Origin of the sequence: Aliivibrio sp. 1S128, assembly GCF_001691065.1 — a bacterium.
Lineage (GTDB): Bacteria > Pseudomonadota > Gammaproteobacteria > Enterobacterales > Vibrionaceae > Aliivibrio.
Window position 1 is genome coordinate 1 of sequence record NZ_MAJV01000122.1, and the last position, 24764, is coordinate 24764.

Genomic DNA, 24764 nt, shown 5'->3' on the forward strand with positions numbered 1-24764 from the left:
GAATATAGTATTTTGTTTTTGTTTGTTGTATCAATTAAAATAAAATCATAAATAAATAATTAGTACATAATAAAAGGCCAGCCAAATTAATGACTGAACACATAGATATTTATTACTTAATGTTAAAGTTATAACGTTATTTTCTTTACCATCCCTGCTTCTGCATGCCCTGGAATATTACACGCAAACTCTACGTGATTATCACCATGGAAATGCCACGTAATTTGCTTCGCCTTACCTGGTTGAACTGTGACTGTGCTACCACTGTCATGCGCATGACCTGATGTCATTTGCTTCATCATTTCACGGTGTTCTAATTGCTCGGTTTCATTACCAATTGAGAACTCATGATCGATTTTACCTGTATTCATAATCACAAATTGAACGATATCATTAGGTTCAATATCGACTTCTTTTTTAAAGGTAATTTTCATATCATCAGATAAAATGACATGAACGACTTTATTTGCTTTCATGCCAGTTGCTGGCATCCCTACCGCATTCATATCGTCCATAGACATGCCTTCCATCTTGCTCATATCCATGTCTTTCATATTCATTTTGGAATGATCCATCTTACTCATGTCCATTCCTTTCATATCCATTGAGCCGTGATCCATTTTACTGTGATCCATTTCTGCCATTGCAGAACTCGCTACCAATGATAATGCTATTGCTAATACTGTTTTTTTCATTTTCATTTCCTTTTTTGTTTAATTATTTATTATGTGACTTATTCCATTACAGGTATAAGTCACTAATATTCTTATTTATTTAACGTATTTATATGTAAATTTCATTCTGAAAAATCTTTACACAAACGCTGTTTCCATAATTTGAATACCGCAGGAATAACGACTAAGGTCAATAATAATGCCGACGCCATCCCACCAATCATTGGGGCTGCAATACGCTGCATTACTTCTGATCCCGTACCGGAACCATACATAATTGGAATTAAACCGATGATCACCGTCAGTACTGTCATCATGACAGGACGAACACGTAATCCTGCACCCTCACCAATGGCTAACGTTAAATCTTGTTGTGTTACCGAGTTACTATTTTCTTTTGCTGTCGCTTGTTTTTCATCCCATGCTTGGTTCAAATACACCAACATGATCACACCAATCTCAACCGCAACACCAGATAAAGCAATAAACCCTACACCAACGGCAATCGAAAAATTAAAGTTTAAAATGTGCATTAGCCACAGACCGCCAACCATAGCTAACGGCAATGTCCCCATGATGATTAACACTTCACCAACTCGTTTAAAACTTAAATACAAAAGCAGCATAATAATCGCGATGGTTACAGGAATAACCGTCGTTAATTTCTCTTTTGCTCGTTCCATGTATTCGTATTGACCAGACCAACCAAGGGAATAGCCCGCGGGTAAATCCAATTGGTCATGCACTGCTCGTTGAGCGTCATGCACATATGAGCCTAGATCTCGACCGTCAATATCGACAAACACCCAACCATTAGGTCGTGCGTTTTCTGTTTTTATCATCGGAGGACCATCTTCATAACGAATATCCGCGACATCAGCTAAGGCAATTCGAGCACCGTTCGCCGTTATCAATGGCAAGTTCTGCAACTTAACAACAGAATCACGATACGATTGTGGATAACGAAAATTAATTGGGTAACGCTCCAACCCTTCAATGGTTTCTCCTACATTCATTCCACCCACAGCGGTTGATATAACTTGCTGAATGTCTTTAATATTTAAGCCATATCTAGCGGCTTGGCGACGTTTTATATCGATATTTATATAACGCCCACCAGCGACTCGCTCTGCATAAACCGAGGTGGTTCCTTTAACGTTATTTAAAATAGGTTCTAACTCTGCGCCGATCTTTTCTATTACGTTAAGATCGGGTCCCGCTATCTTTATCCCTATTGGGGTTTTAATTCCTGTTGCTAGCATATCGATACGCGTTTTTATTGGCATCACCCACGCATTCGTTATTCCAGGGAATTGAATCAATTGGTCTAGCTCTTTTTTAATTGACTCAGTAGTTACACCGTCACGCCATTCATCTTTAGGCTTGAACTGAATAACCGTCTCTATCATGGTTAATGGTGCCGGATCGGTTGCTGTTTCTGCTCGACCCACTTTTCCCCACACGGTATCGACTTCTGGAACGGTTTTAATTAATTTATTGGTTTGCTGTAATAGTTCACGCGCTTTACCAATAGAGATCCCTGGATAGGTTGTTGGCATGTACATTAAATCGCCCTCATCCAATGGCGGGATAAACTCACTGCCCATTTTAGAGATTGGATAATATGATGATCCCATTAAGATAACGGCAACCAGAAGTATCGTTTTTGGAAAGCGTAAACTCAAATTCAGTAATGGTCGGTAAAGTGCCACTAGCGTTTTGTTTATTGGGTTTTTGTTCTCAGGCAATATTTTACCTCGAACGAAATAGCCCATTAATACAGGTACTAAGGTAATTGCTAGGCCAGCAGAAGCCGCCATTGCAAAGGTTTTTGTGAAGGCTAATGGGGAGAACATCTTCCCTTCTTGGCCTTCTAATGAAAATACAGGAACAAAGCTTAAGGTAATGATAAGTAATGAGAAAAAGAGCGGAGGTCCAACTTCTTCTGCCGCTTTACCTATTACCTGCCAACGATTTTCATCCGTTAATGGTGTTTTTTCTATGTGCTTATGAACGTTTTCTATCATTACGATAGCACCATCAACCATTGCACCAATGGCAATTGCGATACCGCCTAATGACATGATGTTGGCATTAATGCCTTGCCAATGCATAACAATGAACGCACAAAGGATCCCAACAGGCAGACTTAATGCGATAACCAACGAAGAACGAATATGAAATAAGAATAAAGCACAAACAATGGCAACAACGATAAACTCTTCAGCCAGTTTCTCCCATAAATTTGTTACTGCATGGTCAATAAGTTTAGAGCGATCATAAGTCGCTTTAATTTCTACCCCTTCCGGTAAGCCTTTTTGTAATTGAGCCAATTTCTCTTTTACATTTGAAATGACGTTACTGGCATTTTCACCAAAGCGCATGACAATCACACCACCAACGGCTTCGCCTTCTCCATTAAATTCAGAGATACCACGGCGCATTTGTGGTCCAAGATTAATATCAGCGATATCACCAAGCAATAATGGCGTTCCTTTATCGGTTACTTTCAGCGGCAATGATTTTATGTCTTCTATACTGCTTAAGTAACCCGATGTACGAACCATGTGTTCAGCTTCCGCGACTTCGATAACCGAAGCGCCCGCCTCTTGATTCCCTTCTTTAATAGCTTTATTAATTTGTTGTAGCGTTAGGTTATAAGCTCGTAATTTATCAGGATCAATTTCCACCTGATATTGCTTCACCATCCCGCCGACGGTCGCAACTTCAGATACGCCATCGACTGTTTGTAGTTCATATTTTAAGAACCAATCTTGCAAGCTGCGTAATTCGGCTAAATCGTGCTTACCGGTTTTATCTTGTAATACATAACTGTATACCCAGCCCACCCCTGTCGCATCAGGCCCTAATGTGGGTTTTGCCTCTGCGGGTAATCTAGGTGCAACTTGGCTTAAATACTCTAACACCCTCGAACGCGCCCAGTACATGTCGCTATCATCATTAAAAATGATATAAACATAGGAATCACCAAAGAATGAAAAACCACGAACCGTTTCCGCCCCCGGAACCGCAAGCATGGCGGTAGTTAACGGGTAAGTCACCTGATCTTCTACCACTTGAGGCGCTTGTCCTGGGTAGCTGGTTTTAATGATCACTTGAACATCAGAAAGGTCAGGCAAAGCATCGACTGGTGTATTCTTTACACTGTAAATTCCTGCAACAACTAGAGCAAAAGTTGCAACGAGAACTAAAAATCGATTTTTAATCGACCAACGAATAATGGCGGGGATCATAATAACGCCCCTTCTTTTTCAATCTCAAGCAATTGATATTCATCATTTACTTTTTGAACTAAAAACTGAACCGCTTCGCCTTCACGAAAAGAAGCCAAATCAATCTTTTTATCAACCGAAAAATTCATTTCACCCGCTTCCCAATCCCATTGTGATACGGCTTTATGATCAAAGGTCACCATGCCAAAATCAGCCATTAACGTAGTAATATTGCCCGAAATCCAAACACTGTTTTCAGGGCCATTAATTCTACTTAATTCTGCCGTCTTGCTTGATTCAGAATCCAATAAGAATTGCGCTGACGTGACTACTTTATCGTTTTCTTTCAATCCCTTAACTATTTCTACTTTATTGCCTGCTTCGCGACCAGCGATAACTCGGGCTGAGCGATACTTCCCATTTCCTTCATCCAATACCACCCGCGCCATGCCGTTTGAACGGATGACCGCTTGACGAGGAATCGTTAATACTTCTTCTTTTGTTTTAGGGTGAATGGTTATATTAGCGAACATATTTGGTTTCAATGCACCGTCTTGGTTATCGAATTTTAAACGCATACGCATGGTTCGTGTTTTTGGATCCAAAATCGGATAAACGTAATCCACTTCACCTTCCCATCGTTTCCCGGGGACCGCATCTAACGTCATCACCGCTTTATTACCAGAAGATAACCAATGAGCCTGACGTTCAAAAACTTCAGCATCTACCCATACATTTTCTAAAGGTCCTGCACTAATAACGATTTGAGAGGGTGATAAATAGCCACCTTCTCGAATATTTAAACTCGCAATGACACCGCTTGAGATCGCTTTTATCTCTATGTTTTTATTTGCTTTACCGTTTCTAACAATAGAATTAACTTGAGCTTTATCCACACCCAATGACTGCAACCGTTCTCTTGCGCCTTTGACCAGTCCTTTTCGACCTGTTCGATACGCGTTTAGTAGTTCTTCTTGTGCTTTCACCAATTCAGGAGAGTAAAGAGTAAATAACACATCGCCCTTATTTACCTTTTCACCTATGGCATTAATATTTAGCTTTTCAACCCAGCCCGCTACACGTACGTTTACTTGCCACAACTTACTTTCATCAAACGCGATATAACCCACGGTATCTATATTTGGAGACAGGATCGTTTTCTCAACAAAAGCACTTTTTACGCCTAAATTGTTCACCACGCTTGGATCTATTGTTACGGTACCCGCTGGTGACTTCTCACCTTGTGCATCGTCGGCATAAACAGGCACTAAATCCATACCCATTGGTGATTTACCCGGCTGATCTCTGCGATAATTGGCATCCATAGGGGCAACCCAATACAAAGGCTCACTGCTTGATGATGCGCTATTTTCTTGAGCCATCATCGCCATTGCGCTCATTGTATGCCCCGAGTATAAATTCATGCTCGCTGCACCAACGACACCGCCAATAACAAGTGAAAGTAATGCTATTTTAACTGGTTTCATATTCTCTTCCTTAATGCTCAGACGGGGTTATTTGTGGTGCAGATACGGCATAATCAAAGCCATTTAAATAAAAAGCTAAATTACTGTATGTTTTACTTAAATCACTGAATAAACGCTGTTTCTCTAACTCAATACTCAGCTCATCATTGGCTGCGGAAATCACGTCATTAAATTGTGCTGTATTATTTTCGTAACCTCGTTCTACCGCTTTGGTTCTTTCTTTTGCTTGAGGCAATAACGTATTGTTGTAACGAGAAAGACGTTGTTCAAAATTCACTTTATCCACCAACAATGAATTCACTTTGGCGTTCAATTGTCGTAATAGCACATCACGTTGTGACTTCGCAGAACCCACTTGATACTGTGCAGCCGCATAATTTTGATCTTGACGTTTATCGGTAAACAGAGGGATGTCCATAGTTAAATAAGCGCTGACTAAATCAGAGGCGGGTTGTCCCCCCATTCCATTCGCTTGACGGTAACCGTACATGACCTCGACACCAAATTGTGGTGAGTAAGATTCGTTGGCAATATCTACTTTTGTTTTTGTTGCCGTGATCGTGAGTTCACTCATTTTTACGGTTGGGTTTGAATTTAATAAGTCATAAAATTCAGTTTGTTGAGGTGATTTACTCGCTAATAGTCGCTCTAAGGTAGACCACTCTAGTGGTGTTATTTCTTTTGATTTTTGATCCGCTAAGTTAGGTAACCACTCGCTAAGCTGCGCATAAATGCGTCCTTGTAATTGACGATTTGTTTGCAACTTCTCATCGAGTCGAGTTAGCTGAAGCTGTGCTTGAAGAAGATCCTGACTTTCGCTTTTACCAATGGCGTAATTGGTATTAATGTATCTTTCCATTTCAGACAATAGCTGACGGTTTTCATGCAAAATCGCCTCTGCTTTTTGTAAGAAGCCTAGCTCTATCCACAGTTGGGTGATTGTATTTGCGACATCGAGTTCACGAACTTGAATTTTCATCGCCAGCACATCCGCTTGCTGCCCAGTTTGCTTTTGTTGCAAATCTAAACTGGAGCCTCGCCCAAACTTCTGCATGAGTCCGACAGAAATATTGGTCATTGGATCGTCATCAAACTTAAAACTGTCTACTGGTAGCCCACCAAATCCGACTTTAAGAGTAGGATCAGCAAGCGTTGAACTTGCAATACCAGTGGATCGTAGTGCTTGTGATTGCGCGTATATTTGCTCTCGACTTGCATCTGAAGACAACGCTTGCTCGATAAGCTGCGTCAATTGACTTTCTGCCAAGGCTTGACCTGAGAGTACTAGCGAGATCATTGAAGCTAACCACACCTTTTTAGAGCGTGTACGTAATGTATTTTTCATGGAATCATTCCAATAATGACGTGATAATAAAGATGGATCACTGCCATGATTAAACCGATAAATAAGCGTTAAATATCTTATTTAGAGAGTTGATTTAATTGGAATTATGCTATTGGAGGACGGTAAAGCGAAGAAGAGGTAAATGAACGTATTTGCTCGTTATATTGAGCATATACAATTACGGATGCCGTTGCATTAGTATAAGCGGTAAGTCCGATAGGTAACGCGTAAACAGAGACAACACACATGGTTTTACAACAGCTATCGCCTTTATCAGAACAATGGTGGCTGTTATTCATCGACATTGATGACATATCACACTGCATATAACTGATGTCATTGTTTTTTGAAGAGTGACAATCTGACATGCAGTCCGTCATATTCTCTGTATTTTGTGCAGCTTCCATTGGCATATTCATCACCATTCCTTCCATTTTCATTGGATAGCTGTAAGCAGCACTTGATAGCACTAATGCCACCAGCGTAATACTTGTTACTAACCATTTAGAAAAAGAAGTAAACACGATAAAAAATCCAAATATACAGAATGTAAGGATAATAAGCCTTCCACTTAGGGGAAGGTCAATTATTTTATGTGAAAAACGTCTCAAATTTGAAATCAACCGCTTACGAAACATTAATGAATTAACGTAACGCATATTTTTACAAGGGAACTTTTGGTAGATTATCGAAAAATTCAAGGATGTTCTTTTAATGAAAAAACCTCATAAAATCGCGAGTTTAGAGCTAGGGCGACTGTTCGCTCTGTTTGCGATTATTGCTTTGCATTCTCAAATCTTCATGACGTATTTATTAGTCGATGATGTTCCCGTTTTTGGTTATGCTTTTAATCAATTAACCCGTTTTGCTGTCCCCTTCTTTTTTATTCTGTCTGGTTACTTAATTCAACCTAAGTTATCAACATCACCGTTCAATACGCTTAAGCATTACTCATCACCATTAATCAAAATCTGGCTAGTTTGGAGCCTATTATGCCTAGCAATGCCATTTAATTGGCAACGAGTAGCAACGGATGGGTATTTGGCTGAGCGTACAGGCTATTGGAATTGGTTAACTCAAAACCCTCTAAATGCCTTAATGGAAGGTGGGATGGTGCATTTATGGTTTATCCCTGCACTGGTTATCGCAGTTGCAATTACCGCAATAATCATTCATTTTAATAAATCGTCTTTGCTTATTCCTGTTGCAGTTATCTTGTATGCTTATGGTGTTATGGGCGGCAGCTATCAAACATTAACTGAAGTATGGACGCCCTTCTTTACTCGTAATGGTCCTTTCTTTAGTACATTGATGGTTGTGATTGGTTTTGAATTGAGACGCCGTAATATCTCCCTATCCTCAACTAAATCATTATTATTACTGATTGTTGGTTTAATCATTCACTTTAGCGAAGCATATTGGTTAACAAAATTTGACATCCCTTTTAACTTGCATGATTTCTTAATCGGAACCCCATTAATAGGTATAGGGTTATTTTTATTTTTATTATCAAAACCAAATTTAGGAAATCATCCTATAACCTTTAAATTAAGCAAACACGTTCTTGGTATTTATGTATGCCATCTACTCTTTGTCGTTGTTTTCTTAAATATTACTGGAATGATGGGGCTTACTTTGGCAATGAGAGACTTTGTGATTGTATTTGGGACAGCAACGCTATCTACCTTATTTGTTTTAGGGGTAAATAAAACGCCATTAAAGCGAGTGTTATTTAGATAAACGACCCCATAAACTTAATGAGACGTTTATACTGACCTTAAGCGGCTGTAATGATCTAATCGTTCAGGACACCTCTATAAGTTTTAGTAATTATGTCACTAGCGGTGAATATGGATAAGGAAAATACACGTAGAACGTTTACTCTTGAATATAAACAAGATGCCGTTAAATTAGTTACAGAGCAAGGTGTTATGGATTTATATATATCAGCATGAGTGGAAAAAGGGAATGTTGGGATAACGCTCCTACAGAGCGTTTTTTCACAGTATCAAACACGAACACTTGAATGATGAAATGTTTAAAACTAAAAAAGAAGCGAAGCTAAGTATTTTAGATTACTTGCCGTATTATAATGGCTGCGGCCCCATACCGCTAATGGGTATTTGTCACCGCTCCAATACGAGAAAGAAACACGATATCTAGTGTCCGCTTTTTGTTGACCATTACACTTACTCATTGGTTAATGGCTTAATATCCTTGTCTGGTAAATTCCCCTCTGTAAAAACAACAAATGCTCGTCGGTTAGCTGCATTTGCTTTTAACGATCTTTCTTCAACAATAGGGGATTTTTCACCAAATGATTTCACTTCCCAAACAAACTGATCGGGATCAACCTTGGTTTTTAAATATTCTTGCACTGCTATTGAACGCATTTTAGCTAATTTTTCGTTGTAGCTAAGTGAACCTTGATAATCAGTATGACCTGCAATTAGAATTCGGCCTGTTAGCCCCTCTAATTTTAATGCCAATTTATCTAACTCTATCTTATCTTTATCCTTCAATATTGATTTATCAAAATCAAAATGTGATGCCATTGTCGCATATACTTTTCGTTTCGGTTCAGGTGGTAAACAAGCTGGATTAGTTTCTATACCTACGGTTTGCTCAAAAACTAAATAAGCACGTCGATTCGCCGCATTTGCTTCTAGACTCCGACCTTTAGCTATTGGCTGTTTTTCTCCATAAAACTTAACTTCCCATTCATAATTGTTTACTGGTAACGTTTTTAATAAATACGCTTTAATGGATTCAGCACGTCGACGAGATAAATCTTCATTATATTTGATCGAACCTTGATAATCAGTATGACCAACAATAGCAATGCGCCCTTTAAGTTTATCTATATTAGCTATAAATTGATTCAAAGAGGCATAATCCGTCTCTTTTAATTCAGATTTATCAAATTCAAAATGCTCAGCCACAGCCACTTGTATTTCCCGTTGTGGTACCAAACACTCAGCAATCAAAAATTTTTGAACTCGTTCGTCATATTTATCTACATTCTCTTGGCTTACATAAGTTTCTGTACTACAACCAAAAATAGAAAGTAGGCTTAACCCTAACATCCAATGTTTCATATCTACACTTCTCATATCCTAAATCTTACCTATGAGGTTAATGAAGACCCCACTCGCGTTATAGTCATCATCATTCGTTAAATTATCATCAAAATTGGAAAAGTTATAACCTACCCCGATTTTAAAGTTCTCGGTAACGTATTTATTAAAAGAGAGTAAAGCCCCTTCTTCTAACTCATCATTTTGAGTATCGACTTTCCAATGATATTCGCCCGTTACATCCCAGTTTTTCATTATTCGGTAAGAGGCGCTAAGACCAGTAAGGTAAATTTGGCTATTTACATCAACACCGACACCTGATGCTCTATCAAACCGTTCAAATTTATCTTTATATGCGAACTTAGTACCAAGATCTAAATTTGCATCCCATGAGTAAATCGCTTCTGTTTCCACAATATGGCTTTCAGTATCAGAATATTCGACATCGCGGTTTAAATTATCAAAATCAACCAAGTAGGTATAACGAGCTAATAGGTTTAATTTATCATTATAAATAGGTCGATAAGCAAGACCAATGCTTGATTCAATAAAGCGTTCAAGTAATTCGTTATTCGTATCATTCATCGCTTTAGAGTAATTAAATTTACCAAATAAGGTATATTCTTCCGTTAGATGGTGTGTATAACTATTGGTAGTTACCCATTGTTCAATTTTTTCATTTGTCTCTTCAGTTTTATCTACTCGATACTCAATTTTATGCTTTAGAACGATGTAATCGAGATCCAAACCAATATTAAAACTAACAGCTCTTCGATTCACGATACCCGTAATGGTGTTTTCAGGATCATCGCTATAATCAATCTCCCCCTGTTGATAAGCAATTCCAATATCAATATCATCGGTAACTTCATTATCAAAACCAAAAGAATCAACTCGACCTTTTCCGTTATTTTCATTAACAAACTGGTTTTCTTGGTAGAAATCAACAGAATCCGTCAATGTTGCTCGTTGACCTAAAATAACGTTGTTTTGGTCTTCATAATTATCATCAACATAAGTAACATAAGTTGAATAATCGTTAGTTACATCATAAGTAACGGTTGCTTCTGCGGCATCTCCTCGGCTCCCGACGGTATAGGCACCACCAAGACTCAAGTCATCTAATACGCGAGTTTCTGCACCAACAGTGACACTGTCGTTATCATCATAAGTTTCAGTGGCATCAACAGTTTTTTGACCTTTAATATAAACGCTGTTTTCGTTATCCCAAAGATATTCAACTTTTGCACCGGCAAGGTTACCCGTGCCTGATTCATTGTTTTGATTCAATTCTTTTATGTGTTTACCAGCAAAAGAAACTTTAATATTTTCAGTCACTAAAATTTGTGTTTCAACATCAATTTGCTCTGTATCTGTTTCTAACGTGCCATCAATTTCAGTTTCTTCCATTGATGTAAATCGAGTAGATACTTGAACCCTATCACTAACTTGTAAGCGAACTTCGGTTCCATAAGACTCTTGTTCAAGATCGTCAGTTTGGCTCGCGTATGAATAACCCGCATCTTTTGATTTGTACCAAGCTTTCACATCATTACCAACTGCACCGAAAAGATCTGGGGCTAAATCATAAAGACTAACGACACCAAGAACTTGAATATTATCCCCTTCACGATCATCATCACTTACGCCAGACGAAATTGGTGTAAATGTTAAACCACCATCAAAAGATACAAAGTTACTGTCAACTTGTGTTCCTTGCGTTCGACCAAATTCCGTCTTTAAATATGTTCCTTCTGTTGCTCGTAACGTTAGATCTGTTGAAAATAACTCATAGTTTTGTGTGTCTTTTTCTTCTGATGCGTAGGTAGCACCAACGCCAATATAATCATTTAACCATCCTTTAACTCTTCCCCCATAGACCATTGCGTCAAGTGCATCACTTCCACTCGGTACATATTCATAATCAACCGCTAAATAATTTTCATAGCCACCACGAGGAGAGTCATCAATCACTGAACTGAAACTATCAGAAACAATATCAGACAGTGGTTTTGTGAGTATTATTCGTCCTTGATATTCATCAATTTCATAATCACGACCAGATTGTAGTGATATTTCATTTTCAACAATACCACTGTCTTTGTTCATTATTTTTATAGATACTTTATCGCTTCCAGGAATTACTTCACCATGTTGTAAGAAGTATAATGAGCCTCCAGTACCAAGAAATTCATCATGTGCATATAATGAATCTGATTGCGAAGCAAAGCCGACGACATTTAAGCGATCCTCTCCAAATTTTGTTGTTGACCGAGTACGATAATCACCTTTAAAACCATATAAGCTCCGATTGTAATCAGCATTATCTGTCCCAGTTACACCAGTATTGAAATTTCCCCATAAATACTGGGACTTGTCATATTGAACATCTAAATATACCTTACCTTTTGTATTTACAATTTTTTGAATGTTAGCCCCATCGCCATAATTTCCATACATCATTTCATCATCGCCATCGACGATATCAAAAACAGTCGAACTATCATTTGCAGCAAAGGGGCTTTTAAACATATCTTTTATCGCGTTTTCTTGAGTATCTACATGAGCGACAACACGTAATTTGTCGCCAAATTTACCTTGACCAAAATAAGCGATTCTACCTTGGTTATAAATATCCTTTACGTATTGATCATTGACCTCAAGAGCACCAGCACTACCTCCAACATGATTTTTTCCTACATAAAAGTCAGCTAAACCAGCTTGCGCATAATAAGTATCTGGAATACGGGCATAAAGAGAGAAATGGCGTTCTTCTCCTGAATCAAAAATAACCGTTGTAGGAAAACGATACGCGTCCGTTGGAAGAAATATCTCTGCATACAACTCCCCTTCGAGAACATCAAATTCATCTTCACCAATAATAACCTTATCAACCCCATTTAAACCAGTTCCGATAAACTTAGCCAAACCAGAGGACGTCGGTATATTCTGACGCATTAATGTAGAACGACCAAAACTATGACCACTTGTTGATTCGTTACTATTTTTGTCAATAGATAATTCTTTATTCGGACGTACAGTATCGACAACACCTAGCGTTGTGACATCCATATTTCCATCTTTGTCCCACACTTTTAATCGAAACAGCAATTGCTGCCCAAGCTTAAATCTGTAATTAACGTCTGTTGAGCCGTCCCATTCAATATCGGTACTGTTTGCAAGCTTTTCACCTTTCATCACAGCTAGAGGCTGAGACAGGTGGCGATCAGCACCACGATATACTTCAAGCTGCCAAGAGCTAATGTAATAACTGTAATTAGTGTCAACGGAAAAGTTTAATGGGTTAATCAGTTTCCCGTCGTCGACTTCAACTTCATCCGTCGCGCTTAAATCTAAAACAGGATTAAACTTAGTAATATCACGACTCGCCCAGATAGCCCCCTCATCTAAATAAATACGAGAACTGTCTGTTTGCTCACGAACATCCACTGAAATATCCATCGCGTTGGAATCCAGCTGTTGTAAGTCATCTGTTTCTTTTGCTAGCGTCATTAATGGGAATACATACAATGCATATAACGTTGCATGATTCTTATTGAATAACTTCATACATCTCCTAATAACTTCTTTATTTTTATAGTTTTGAGTTATTTATTTTTGAATACTAAAATTAAATTTCGTTAATTGATTCGGGGAAATTCTTAATACTTTCGGGTTTTCACTAATTACTTTCATTCCTGTCGGTAATGAATCCGTGTCAACTTTAACTAAGAATTGTTTTCCCTTATTATTAAGAACCCATTGATCGGGTACGTGGTAACGCCCATATTCATCAGTTTCAATAACGATACCTTCAACCGTAATCAATCTTACGCCTGGAATACCATCCTCATAGATCCCCATATTTTCAATGACAATTTCCCATAAATACTGGTTATTATCCTTGTATAGATTACGAGTTATTTTTAAATTTTCTGCGGAAAGCCCATCTTTTTTGTTTCCAGTATGATCTATGCTTATCACACCACTTTTACTGAATGAGATATGAGAACCGTCAGTCGTTGTTACGGTAAAATCGAATTTGTCTTTATTTTTTGTCGCAAATTGGACAACCGCTATATTTCCTTCAGGTAGCGTTCTGTTTCTCGATAAGCCAAATAGATGATCAATGACAATACTTTGATTAATAGGAACAATGCCTTTTTCTTTTAGGCTTTCTTTTTCACCTTCAATTTCTATCGTCGTAGAACCCGTGACGTAATGACTATGATCGATATTAGCGGTTAATTTAATATCAAAAGCGGTTGCATCAGCTTGATATCCATCCCCATTATTATCTTCAAAAACTTTGCCAATAATCGATGCCGTATCGAATAACTTATCGGGTGTAATTTCAACAGTCGCACTACTCATGTTCGATTTGATCTCTAACGGTCCTGTTGTCATTCCTTCCGCAGGGGTCATTGCATAAGCGGTATTGACGTATTGACCAAATGTAGTACCTACTGTGGCTCGTAATAGATAACGGACCCTGACATTTTCTTGCACGGTTGAACCACTCGATCCATACGCAAGCATATCGCCGATAGAAAATGATAAAACTTGAGTTACTGCTGGCTCTTGATTACTAAACACGTCATCTGCCGTATCAAAAACACCATCAGGACCACTGTTTGTAACTTCTGTCGAATTCTCAACATATTGGAAACCTGATGGATATCGGTCTTCTAACTTGACACTTTTAAATTCAGCTTCATTATTATTTTCGATAACCACTTCATACTCAACGACATCTCCTACCTGAATGGAGTCTTTAAGTGCTTGTTTTGTTACCTCTAATTGACCTTCATTATCTGCAAATTTTTTCACATGAACAGTCACGCTATCTTGAGCGGTTTCTCCACCAGGTGCTGTTGCGATAAACGTATTCGTAATATTATCATCAAGCCCTTTACCTATTTTTCCTACAACGGTAATAATAAATCCGTTACCTTCATACGCTTTTAAGGTTTGAGTCGAATTAAGATCAATCGAATTTTCGGTCGTCACTACTGATAAACCAGGAACTTCTTTAATCGTGGTTGTCCATTCAGTAAATAAAGGGTTTCCATTCGCTCCTTGAAGCGTCGAAATTTCATCAACTAATTGAACACCCGATACATCCGATGAACCTCTATTAGTCACCGCCAGCGTGTAAGTGATTTCATCATCATCGTTTGTGTATTCGCTTTTATCTGCAATTTTCTTTACAACAAGAACAACACTTTCTGGTTGCAATACGGCCGTAGAATCAATGCTTGATATACCATCATTCATTGTAGCTGTATTGCTGATTTCCCCTAATGCTTTGGGATTTACCACCCCTTTAACAACAAATTCAATCGTTGCACTAGGTGCTAAGTCGACAACAACATCGATATCATCCCCGATAGGAAGTGAGTTAATCGTTGTCGTATCGTATTTATCATCGTAAATATGATAATCAATACTCCATGAACTAAAGGCTTGTTCTGTGGTACCAAAAACGGTGTCGACTTGTAGATCGGTTATTAAATCAGTAATTTGAATATTTTGTGCGAAGCTTGCAGCATCATTTACTAATGTAATATAAAATTCTGATTCTTCCCCTGCTATGTATGACCCCTCTTTTGAGCCATCCTTAAGTGTTTTATTGAAGGTTACTTTTTGATCTTCAGGTTTAAGCTCTGCTTCTTTATCAATAGATACACCATCAAACTCCATCGTTGCCGTATTTTTAATGACACCAATTGCATTTTTATTAACGTTTCCACTAATAGTAAATGTCACAGTATCTAGTGGAGCGAGATCTATATTTACATCAATATCTTCGTTAAAAGTTGAACGTGACCTTGTAATTACCGTATCAGAATCTAATACTTCAACATCAAGAATCCAAAAATTAAAAGCGGATTCTGTTGCTCCGTCGATAGTTTCAACAGTAAGACCTGAAATAATATCTTGCAGTTTTATATCGTCTGCAAAGCCATTAGTTTCATTTGTTACCGTAAGAACATAATCAGAAACTTCACCAGGGGTATAAAACTCAACAGGCGCTTCTTTTGTTAAAGTAACCGTAGGTATTATAGGAACACTTATCGCTTCTGCTGTATGTATAACACTATCTAACTCAACGGTAACAATGTTTTTAACTTCACCATGAAGATTATCCAAGAGTTGACCGCTCGCAATAATAGTCACGGTATCATTAGGCGCAATTTCAATTGTGCCATTAATATCATTATTACTAATGACCGGTATAACTGAATTTCCCGTTGAAGACGTCCCTATAATATCAATTGAATTAGGAACAAATGCAGTGACGACTGAACCATCAATAGTTGTACTTTCTATGGTCGATAAGAAGTCGGTTACTTTTACGTCTTTTGCCCAAGCTGCCGTCGTGTTTGTTATTTCAATCGTATAAGTCAGTGTATCGCCAGCCTCATATATTGGTTTATCTACGACTTTTGTTACGACTAATGCGGCCTCCTCTGGTGTATACGTGGCTTGTGCTGTTTTTATATTTCCATCACTGTCTGTGACAACAACTTCATTAGTAATGTCACCCATTGCTTTGTCATTAACCTTACCTTCTAAATGTAAGTTAACCGTTTGCATTGGGGCAATATTGTAATCAATGGCATAACCATTTGAACCTGTAATTTCAGTACCAGCAACTGGCTGAGTCAATGACGGATCAGTACCGGTTACAACGACATCAGTTATATCCCACTGTTCAAAAGCTTGGCCTGATAGTGCTTGTGCTGCAAAGTCAGTTTTAATATTATTAACTAAATCAGTGATATTGACGTCAGTTAAGTAACCTGAACCAATATTCTCAACCGCCACATCAAACCCTATAGACTCTCCTGGTATATAGGTTGCCGGTATGTTAGTTGTCGTTTTAGTCACTGCTAGCTCTCCTTTTTCAGGAACAACGTAACCCACGTTAACACGATAGTTATTACCATCAATTTCAACAACATTCGTGAATTCACCAATAGCATCTTCGCGAATAACCCCTGTAACGATAATCTCAACTAAAGTTCTTGTTGAATCGGCATTTTCACCCGCCATTTTGATCGTTGAGTTAATATCTCCAGAAGTGGATAATGTACTAATATCTGTGTAACTAGGCGCAGAATCATGATCTCCATCAGAAACTATACGAGAATCAATAGACCAAGAATCTAATGCCGGCTGCATTGAACCGTCTGCGGTCTCGACTAGGAAACTCGAAATCTCATCGATAATGGCAACTTCAGAGTTTGTATCTGAATTATTAAGAATTCCTATTGTATAATTAATGACTTGCCCTGGTGTATACGTACTGATATCTGATTGTTTTGTCGCTAGAATTTTTGCTGTACCTGCATTTAATATAATGGCATTAGTCGTATCACTATTGATCGTGGCTGTATTTGTTATTGAACCAGTGGCTGGCCCAGCAACTAACGCACTAATCTCAAACACTACGGTATCCGTTGGCATAAGATCAAAGGTCGCATTTAAATCACCAGTACCATTATAATTACCGCTAATCGAAAAACGAGCAGGCCTTGGGTTTTCAATTAAGTTAACACTATTTGAAGAAAATGCAGTTACACCATCCGAGGTATTAATCGTACTAATAAGATCTTGGATCAATACATCGTTAGCAATACCTTCCCCTTCATTGGTTACCGTGATCTGATAAGTCACCTGACCATTAGGGTTATACTCGCATCCTGTTCCTGTATTAGAAGGGAATGAGCAAGAGTTACCGTCTGCGGTTGTATTAGTCACGACTTTTTCAAAGACCAATATAGGGTCTGTCGGTGGAATAGTACTGGTGGTGACACTGTCGGTTCCACCAATGGCTGTATTCCCGTCAATAATGCCAACCGCATCTGTACGAATCTCACCCGTTATTGTAAATGTAATTGTTTCCATCGGACCTATATCAAGACCATCTGCTTCTTGAATATCTAAATCACTGCTAGGATCATAATTTAGAGTCTTAGTATCTACGTTTAAATCTAGGCCCCTTGTGATAACGTGACTAATATTTGTATTAATGAATGCAGGCTCTATATCTCCACCTATTACTTCAACGGTGATATTAGAAATTAGATCTTGTATTACCGTATTATCATTCCATACTGATTGATTGTTATTCACTGTAAATTGATATTCTACGACATCCCCAGGTTTATAAGTGTCACCATCGCTATAAGGGTTGCCATCAATAGAGATAATCTCTTTAGATACTTCTAAATTTGATGGGTCAACATTAAAACGAACCGCTGCTAAATCGCTAGAACCATAAGTCGGAACCACTCTAAAATCATCTAGAGTCTCCTCACGGATTTGAGACTCCATAACAAAATCGATCCACCCTCCAGGTGCAATAGAAACAAATGGCAAATCAATATCAACATTGTCTCCTCCAACAAAATCACCAATGGATGTCATTGGTTCATCTGAAGTTGTCGCGGTAACTTTCCAACCGGCAGGTTCATATACTGCACCATATTGACTATCAGGCTGGTTTGTTAACGTTTGAGCTAATTTAACTTGTAAATCAGAAAATTTTTCAACTAATGCATTACCGTACTCAAGACCATTACCAGTATTTTCCAAACGTAAGTGATAGACTGCTTGTTCACCATCTACTGTATGGTTATACGTCGTTTTTCTCGTCGATAAAGAAGTGTCGGTATAACCTAAGTGGGTTGTTGTTAGATTAACCGGTAACATAACTGAGCGATCTGATGTTACTTTGTATTCATTATCGATATCAGCTTTATTAAAAAAACTGCCCACCGCCTCTTTTCTAATGTGTGCTTTAATGGTGTAACGCACAAATGGCTGAAGTAATGTTGAACTTGTTGATGCTAAGTCAAACTCTGTATCTATGTCTTTATTATTTTCAACAGTACCAGGGTTAGAGAGCGAACTTGCATCTGATTCAGCACTAATAGACCAAGCATCAAAAGCGGTACAACTAACCGTTGTTCCACTGGTTAAATCATAACACTCAGTTTCAATCTCGCTGATTTCATCAACAATAGAGATGTCATTTAAATGCACATTATTATTATTACGAATTTCAATTTGATACTCGATAAACCCATTAGGCTTATAACCATCTAATCCACTTGGTAATACCGTTGTTCCATCAGTATCATAATAAGCAAGGATCGTTTTTTCATACTCAAACTTCTGAGTATTAGGTTTTGAGAGTGCACTGACTTGATCACCATTGACGCTAAGTATATTGTTGATTTCCCCGACGGCGTAAGGGCTGACAGTTGCAGTAACAATATATTCGATGGTTGCATCCATTGGTATCGATGCGTTAGTATCAATATCTTCACCATCTTCAACCGTACCTATTTGAGCATTGCTTCCTGCGGCACCACCAATGACTTCGGTTGTTATTGTCCAACCAGGTTCAAACGCAGGGCCTGTTGTTCCGTCAATTAATTCGACTTCTACTTTTGATATTTCGTCCAAAACAGGAATATCATACGCGTTCCCATTTCCATCATTAGTGATCACCAAATGATAAGTTAAAGTCTCGCCTGGTTCATAATTAACCTCATCTGTTTCTTTAGAAAAAGTTAAATGATATTCATTCGGTCTTAATGTAGCATCTCCAATCTCAATATTACCAATGGCATCGTCTCTAACAATCCCTTCAACCGTATATAAAACATAGTCACCCCCAGCAACATCAATGGTTGTATCTATATTTTCATTATCTTGTACGATACCATCCATCGTACCATCCGTTGTTCCTAAAGCACCGTCACTATCTTCTTTTTCGACCTTTACACTAAAAAGTTCAGAAAATGGATTGCCATATGTCCCATCCATTAATTGAACACTTAACCCTTTAATATCTTCAAATATTTCATGGTCGTTTAAGTAGCCAGTAGTAGAAGAAACTTTAATCGTATACGTTAAGGTATCACCAGGGGTGTAGTATTGTTCTACATTCCCATTAACATAAAGCTCACGCTCTGTCGCTGAGCCTTGCCCAACACGCTCATTGTCATGGTGTGATACATGTGATTCTTCCGTAACTTCACCATAATCACGATAAACATAAGCATCATTCGACAACAAATTAGTAAGTACACCAGAAGTATTATTTGATCCAACAAAGTTATCTTTTACTCTGGCTTTTATTTGAAATACTTTTGCTTCTAAAGGGTTTAAATTAAGCGTCGTTGACGACCCAACTTCAGGATAAACAAAGTTATCGTTGTTTTGATCACCAAACTCGGTTTCACCATCTAATTTAATTGACCAATATTCAAATGGAGATTGATCATTATCATCCTCAAAATAACCATCTTTATCATTCGCTAATACCCCTTCTATATCTGCCATTAAATCAATAACAGTTAAATTATTCGCCGTCGTTGTTGAGCTGTTGTTATATAACGTAATACTGTAAGTGATATCCTCTCCTGGTATCACTTTTACTTTATCTGATGTTTTTACTATAGAAACATTAAATCGGCTGAGTAAAGCATCTTCTCCCAATTCAGCCGTCGAAGAACTTTCAGTATTTGTTGCAGGATCGAAAGTTTCAACAGTGTTAGATATTTCTGAAAGAGAGTAATCATCTTTAACGATACCAGTGACTTTATATGCCACATAACCCATACCATCGTAACCGCCAGCAGACTCTTTTGGGTCAATATCAACTTTTGATTGAATGTTCCCACCATCTGGCCAGGTTGATTTATCATCTGCGTAACTTCCTGAACTTGGGTGGCTATCCGTAGACGATTCGATTACCCAACCAGCTTCAAATACCCCCAGTCCATTGATATCATCAAAAACATCAACATCATTTGCAAAACCTTCGCCTTTATTAAATACATAAATATCAAAAACGACCTCTTCACCAATGACAAAATTATCGTTACTCGTTGTTTTAGTAACAAACACATCTGGATCTTTATATCTAACCCATGCATTATCAGAGTCAGATTCACCGTTATCTGGTGTTGTTACTGTCGCTATATTATTAAAGCTACCCCAGACAATTTTATTTTCATCTGAGCGATCAATATTCGCGACGATAGTATAGATAACTTCAACATTAGGAGGAATTTGAGCTACGGTATCTAAGTCTTTATTATCCTCCGTAACACCAACATCAGTGGCAGCGAGTAAATTTTCCTGCTCTTGAGCAGACAGATCTGACGCATCAATTACATTAACTTCATGAGTTATCGTCCAATTCATAAATACAGGCATAGGCGTGTTATCGGGTTCTAACATATCTGCTTCAATAGCTGATATTTCATCAGTCACATTGACATTAGTTGCATAACCATTAGATTTATCATTACCAACAACAAGTTGATAAGTTACTGTCTCTTCTGGTTTTGAATAATAGGTTTGCTCACTACTAAACGAAATTGCATTATCAACCTTCACTCGTTTTTCGATTGAAACTGCAAAATCTTTAGGCACAGAAGCTCTGTCTGCAATTATACTTTCATCAACAGTAACGAGATTATTAATTTCACTATTCGCCGTTGGTATTGTTCTTGCTATTATTTTATAGGTTACGATTGTTTCGGGTTCAATGGTTGCTTTCACATCTAAAATGGTTGGGGAGGTTATAGCGCCTGTAATCCCTGTATCTGTAGAACTGGCAACAGTCCCATCAATTTTTTCTGCGCTCGCCGTAATCAGCCAAGAAGAATAAGCAGGAACACTATTTCCATAAATGTCCGTAACCATAACTGACGCAAGATCATCAACTACCGGTATTTGATCAGCAAAACCGTCTCCATTATTCGTTACTTTAATGGTATAAGTTAATAGCTGCCCTGAAGAATAATAGTGAGTATCCACATCTTTTGTTACACTAAGACTATCATCAGGCATCTGAACACCAGTCCCTGATTCTGAAACATCATCACTACATAGAAGACCGTTATCAAGAATCAATCCTATACTAGAATCACTGACAGTCGCTGTTAGTTTATAATTCACTTGCTCACCGGGAGCTATATCCGGTGATATGGTTAAATCTCCAGTTTGAGTTGCACCGTAATTAAAGCTTCCTGCATCCGTACCTTCTATATCTGACCCATTAACAACATCTAATTTCCACGAACTAAAAGCACTCCCTTGTCCTTCTCCTCCAGCCTGCTCGCTTTGAATACAAGATAACTTATCAACAATAGTTAGATTATTCGCAAAATATTTATCCGATGTATTATTAACAGTAATATCATAGACAACTTCTCCTCCCGGAACATATTCACTCTGGGTTGTTGTTTTTGATACTGTTATTTCAGGATCACTTAAATTTAAAACATACTCAGGATCTACCACTCCTGAAATAGTATTAATTGGATCTGCCAATGAACCATCAGCTTTAAATACGCTTGCCGTTACATTTTCAATTTCACCAATAGTAGCGGGAGTTACTTTAGCCGTAATTACATAGCTAATTTCTTCTTCTGGATATACTGACACAATGTCATCAAAAATTTGATCAATCACTTCTCCACTTGTATTCAAAGCAGATATTGATTTACTTCCTATCGACGTGACTTTACTGGTCCAAGTAATATAAGGATTAGAGATTATATCTGAGCTATCATATTGATTTTGGTCTAAATTATTCCCTAAATCAGAAATAAGATCATTAATATTATGTTGAACTTCATAATCACTAGCGATACCTGTACCTGTATTTTTAACAGTGAGATTAATCTGCATCTCATCATTTACGAGATAGTTATTAGTGCTTTCAAATTCATGTAATGTGATATCTAACTCCCCGATAGCTGGGGGCGTAATTAATTCATTACTATCTACATTCCCATCTTTAGTCATTGCATTAGCTGAGGTGACAATGTCACTTATAAGGCTATCTGAAACTACCGTTTTTATTGTGTAAATAATGCTTCCACCCACATCTATGATGGCATCAGTTACCGATAAATCACCTGACGTTGTAAAAACACCAGCATTAGATTCGACACCACTGGTTGTTGCGCTAATTACGACACTGGAAAAATTAGAGCTCGATGAACCATCGATCGATACACCATCAGGAAGAGAATCAAACAATTGATCAATAGAGAGATTTTGAACTTTATAATCGCCAGTATTACTTACTTTTAATGTGTAATCTAAAGATTCGTTAATGATATAATTTGTTTTATTTACAGATAAATCCAAATCGTAATCATATGGTACAGGAACAACAACAACTGGAGTAGAATCAATAGTTTCTGTTGGCGATATTAATGATGGCTTAAATTCAACGGTAGCCATAAGTGATATATTTTCAGTTATAGTCTGAGCAGTTAACGCATCAATGGTATAAGTTAACGTCCCGCCACTTCTTAGGCTTGCTCCAGTAGCATTTAAGTCGCCTGAAGAAGCGTAGTTACCTTGATTAGATAAGAATGTTGCTGTTCCTGATATTGATGTCGATTGAAATGCATTTTCTGTTCCGGAAGTAACGGACATAAAATCAGCTATAATTGATATGTCATCAATCGTACTAGAACTTGTATTTGTTACGATGACGTCATAAGTAACCGATGTATTATTTTCATAAACTGCCGAATCCGTAGTTACCGTAACAGATAGATCTGCTGCAAGTGTATTTAAAGTAATAAAAGAACTAAATATCATTATTAAAAATGTATTAAATCTATAACTATTTAAATATGAAAATCGCGTCATTATCAGTAAACCTAAACTATTTAAAACACAGAACGGGGTATTAATGCATAAATTAAAATTAAAATATAATTTATGTACTTATAAACCCTATTTACGCAAGACATTCAGAAATAACCTACAATAACCATAGGTCATTTCCTACACAATGGTAGTTGTAGTGTATAAATATAACGTCTCAATATTGGTAAATACTTATGTTTTTAGTTTCTTTCTATTAGGTTTATTTAAAATATTCTATCTACCGACACATAACTCATCAAAAGCTTTCATTGCTTCTTTGCTTGCCATCACTCGTCCGTGACCTTGATTTTCTGTTGGGTATAACGTCACATGCTTGATATTTTCAGATGCGGACTTAGAAAGATCAAAACTACTGAATCTGTCTTTTTTATCATGAACAATTATCGTTTGAGTTGTTCTTTGTTGTAGTCGTTGATATGGATTAAAACTATCGATATTTCGTTGATACTTTTCTTCTATATCTCCCACAATCGCTTGAAATAATTTAATTGAGTACCCTGAACGCTCAATACTGCGAAATAAATTTTCGGTATAGTTCAATACGGGTGCGATTAGAAGTAATGGCGCTTGCTCTAATTTAATATGGCAACACTCTAAAACCGCAGCGGTTCCCATGCTATGGGATATGACACCCGCCACTTCATCTTGCTCATCTAATACCGCATTTAATCCTTCAATAAAAGCGGGCAAATGCGCATGCTTTCCTTCACTTTGGCCATGAGCTGAGTGATCAAAAGCAACAGCCGTAAAGCCGTTAGAAGCAATGTGTTCCATCAGTGGATAATACTGACTTGAATTGCCTGACCAACCATGCGCCAATACCCATACCGGTCCTTTACCTAATTGATAAAGAGTAAGCTCTCCTTCTGAGGATTTCAACTTACTCTTTATTAGCCCAGTTGGTTCATCATTTTTTGGTTTTGTTCTTACTGGAGTCAGCAGTAATTTACGGCCCATTTTTTTTGCATGATTTGGAATTAAAATATAGTGCAATCGTGTGAAAGTATTCAATGCACTGCGTTTAAAGCTGAATTTTTTCTCTGTTCCAAAATAAATTTTCTGACTCATTTTTGATTTTCCATTTATTTTTTATTAATTTATCTTATCGCAACCCTTTAAATTGTCGAGTAATCATTCTATTTTTTAACAATTAGATCACAAATGACGTGTTAAATATGGATTTATAAACGTTCTAAAACCACCAGAAATTAAACATGCATAAAAAA

At 37.6% G+C, this 24764-nt stretch carries 11 protein-coding genes; 2 read left to right on the forward strand and 9 right to left on the reverse strand.

The annotated features are described in order from the left end of the window. Positions 1-128: 128 nt before the first annotated feature. From A6E03_RS16880 to A6E03_RS16900, 5 genes are all read right to left on the reverse strand, one after another. Entirely contained in the window at positions 129-695 is a 567-nt protein-coding gene (locus A6E03_RS16880; protein WP_065601351.1) for a copper-binding protein, read from the reverse strand. A gap of 101 nt (positions 696-796) precedes the next feature. Then, the gene (locus A6E03_RS16885) at positions 797-3928 is read right to left on the reverse strand and encodes an efflux RND transporter permease subunit (protein ID WP_065601352.1); all 3132 of its coding nucleotides are present in this window, start codon (positions 3926-3928) and stop codon (positions 797-799) included. Further along, positions 3925-5394, reverse strand: a complete 1470-nt coding sequence (locus tag A6E03_RS16890; protein ID WP_065601353.1) for an efflux RND transporter periplasmic adaptor subunit — start codon at positions 5392-5394, stop codon at positions 3925-3927. The genes A6E03_RS16885 and A6E03_RS16890 overlap by 4 nt, the downstream gene beginning before the upstream one ends. A gap of 10 nt (positions 5395-5404) precedes the next feature. Further along, on the reverse strand, positions 5405-6739 hold the full coding sequence (locus A6E03_RS16895) for a TolC family protein (RefSeq protein ID WP_065593191.1): 1335 nt from the start codon (positions 6737-6739) through the stop codon (positions 5405-5407). A gap of 104 nt (positions 6740-6843) precedes the next feature. Next, a complete protein-coding gene (locus tag A6E03_RS16900) occupies positions 6844-7263 on the reverse strand; it encodes a hypothetical protein (protein WP_065601354.1) in 420 nt (139 codons plus the stop codon). A 190-nt stretch (positions 7264-7453) separates the two neighbouring features. Here A6E03_RS16900 and A6E03_RS16905 point away from each other — a divergent pair, with 190 nt between their 5' ends. Both A6E03_RS16905 and A6E03_RS20560 read left to right on the forward strand, forming a co-directional pair. Further along, positions 7454-8479: an acyltransferase family protein gene (locus A6E03_RS16905; protein ID WP_065601355.1), complete on the forward strand. Its 1026-nt coding sequence runs from the start codon at positions 7454-7456 to the stop codon at positions 8477-8479. Between the two features lie 294 nt (positions 8480-8773). After that, the gene (locus A6E03_RS20560; protein ID WP_083190281.1) at positions 8774-8902 is read left to right on the forward strand and encodes a hypothetical protein; all 129 of its coding nucleotides are present in this window, start codon (positions 8774-8776) and stop codon (positions 8900-8902) included. 26 nt (positions 8903-8928) lie between these two features. On the opposite strand, the gene A6E03_RS16910 is transcribed toward A6E03_RS20560, so the two are convergent. From A6E03_RS16910 to A6E03_RS16925, 4 genes are all read right to left on the reverse strand, one after another. Beyond that, positions 8929-9852, reverse strand: a complete 924-nt coding sequence (locus tag A6E03_RS16910) for an OmpA family protein (protein ID WP_065593193.1) — start codon at positions 9850-9852, stop codon at positions 8929-8931. Positions 9853-9855: 3 nt separating this feature from the next. Beyond that, positions 9856-13386 carry a hypothetical protein gene (locus A6E03_RS16915; protein ID WP_065601356.1) on the reverse strand — a complete coding sequence of 1177 codons (3531 nt, stop codon included), beginning with the start codon at positions 13384-13386 and terminating at the stop codon, positions 9856-9858. Between the two features lie 42 nt (positions 13387-13428). Next, entirely contained in the window at positions 13429-23517 is a 10089-nt protein-coding gene (locus tag A6E03_RS16920; RefSeq protein ID WP_065601357.1) for a DUF11 domain-containing protein, read from the reverse strand. Positions 23518-23751: 234 nt separating this feature from the next. After that, positions 23752-24606, reverse strand: a complete 855-nt coding sequence (locus tag A6E03_RS16925) for an alpha/beta fold hydrolase (RefSeq protein WP_065593196.1) — start codon at positions 24604-24606, stop codon at positions 23752-23754. Positions 24607-24764 lie beyond the last annotated feature (158 nt).

What these genes read in the sequence shown, in the direction of transcription:
- A6E03_RS16905 (WP_065601355.1), top strand. Translation starts at nt 7,454, where the DNA reads ATGAAAAAACCTCATAAAATCGCGAGTTTAGAGCTAGGGCGACTGTTC.
- A6E03_RS16890 (WP_065601353.1), bottom strand. Translation starts at nt 5,394, where the DNA reads ATGAAACCAGTTAAAATAGCATTACTTTCACTTGTTATTGGCGGTGTC.
- A6E03_RS16915 (WP_065601356.1), bottom strand. Translation starts at nt 13,386, where the DNA reads ATGAAGTTATTCAATAAGAATCATGCAACGTTATATGCATTGTATGTA.
- A6E03_RS16885 (WP_065601352.1), bottom strand. Translation starts at nt 3,928, where the DNA reads ATGATCCCCGCCATTATTCGTTGGTCGATTAAAAATCGATTTTTAGTT.
- A6E03_RS16895 (WP_065593191.1), bottom strand. Translation starts at nt 6,739, where the DNA reads ATGAAAAATACATTACGTACACGCTCTAAAAAGGTGTGGTTAGCTTCA.
- A6E03_RS16925 (WP_065593196.1), bottom strand. Translation starts at nt 24,606, where the DNA reads ATGAGTCAGAAAATTTATTTTGGAACAGAGAAAAAATTCAGCTTTAAA.
- A6E03_RS16880 (WP_065601351.1), bottom strand. Translation starts at nt 695, where the DNA reads ATGAAAAAAACAGTATTAGCAATAGCATTATCATTGGTAGCGAGTTCT.
- A6E03_RS16920 (WP_065601357.1), bottom strand. Translation starts at nt 23,517, where the DNA reads ATGACGCGATTTTCATATTTAAATAGTTATAGATTTAATACATTTTTA.
- A6E03_RS20560 (WP_083190281.1), top strand. Translation starts at nt 8,774, where the DNA reads ATGTTTAAAACTAAAAAAGAAGCGAAGCTAAGTATTTTAGATTACTTG.
- A6E03_RS16910 (WP_065593193.1), bottom strand. Translation starts at nt 9,852, where the DNA reads ATGAGAAGTGTAGATATGAAACATTGGATGTTAGGGTTAAGCCTACTT.